The organism is Okeania sp. SIO2C9 (genome assembly GCF_010672455.1).
Taxonomy (GTDB): domain Bacteria; phylum Cyanobacteriota; class Cyanobacteriia; order Cyanobacteriales; family Microcoleaceae; genus Okeania.
In genome coordinates, this window is record NZ_JAAHGO010000239.1 from 1 (window position 1) to 1,343 (window position 1,343).

1 protein-coding gene is annotated in these 1,343 nt (G+C 37.8%); it reads left to right on the forward strand.

Going from position 1 to position 1,343, the window contains the following annotated elements; genetic code table 11:
- On the forward strand, positions 1-1,088 hold a 1,088-nt coding region (locus tag F6K23_RS40635), incomplete at its 5' end, for a non-ribosomal peptide synthetase (protein ID WP_293166899.1).
- Positions 1,089-1,343: the final 255 nt, after the last annotated feature.

A 1,343-nucleotide genomic window follows, 5' to 3' on the forward strand; every position in this document is an offset into this window, starting at 1 on the left:
TTGACAAGGTAGGAGTACAAGACAACTTTTTTGAGTTGGGTGGTCATTCTCTTTTAGCGCCTTACTTAATGACTCAAATTAAACAGTTGTTTGGTAAAAAAATTCCTTTAACCAGCCTTTTTCAAAATCCAACAATTGAACAGTTGGCAACAATTTTGCAAAAAGACTCGTATGACTTAGGCTCATCTTATTTGGTTGCAATTCAGCCTAATGGCTCAAAGTTACCTTTCTTCTGTGTTCCAGGAGTTGGTGGTAAACCTTTTTACTTGTCTGATTTAGGGCGTTATTTAGGAACTGACCAACCGTTATACAGTTTTCAAGCATACGATTTCGATGGGGAATTAGAGGTAGCCAACCGAATTGAGGATATGGCGAGCAATTATATTCAAGCAATGCAAACGTTTCAACCCCAAGGACCATACTATTTGGGAGGACATTCTTTTGGGGGAAGAGTAGCGTTTGAAATGGCTCAACAATTGGTAGCTAAGGGACATCAGGTGGCTTTACTGGTGATGATTGATATTGCTGCCCCCACTGAGCAAGAACATCCTGTACTAATGAATTATCTGAATTGGGATCATGCTCGGTGGCTAGCTGAGTTGATTGAAGTAGCTGAGCTTTCTCTGGGAAGAGAGACACAGATTTCTTATGATCATCTAAAATCCTTGTCTGAAGAAGAGCAACTCAAATACGCTTTACAACACCTAAAAATGGTTAATACCTTACCTCCCAATGCTGAAACCAAGCAACTTAAAAATATGATGGAAGTTTATAAAGCTAACACTCTATCTCAGATTGAGTATCTACCAAAACAGATTTATCCAGCTCAAATTACCTTGCTACGGGCTACTGAAATTCCTCCAGTTCCTTCAGAAGATGCTGAGGATTATCTATATTTTAAGACTTATTCTGAACTTTCACAGGATTCAGACTTAGGCTGGGGCGAGCTTTCCTCTGAGTCTGTAGATATCGATTTTGTCCCAGGCAGCCATCTGTCAATGATTGCTGAGCCCCATGTTCAGGTTTTAGGCAAACGGTTAAAAGCTTTCATTGAGCAAGCACAGGTAAATATTAATGCCAAATGCTAACAGCTATCCGAAGGATCTTGTTAGAAAATCAAGAAACTCTTTCTGTAGAAACTTTTTGCCTAAATTAGAAAATGAGGCAAACTGTAAACAGAATTTGGTATAATTTCGCAGATTCTGTAATTGTTTGTCTCTGGAAAACTCATCTGAAAATCTGAAATAAAAAAATGGACAAAAACGAATTTCTTAGTAAATTTGACAGTTTAATTCTCAATCCTGTGACAAGAAATATATATGGTCAAGACGATTTTTTTAATA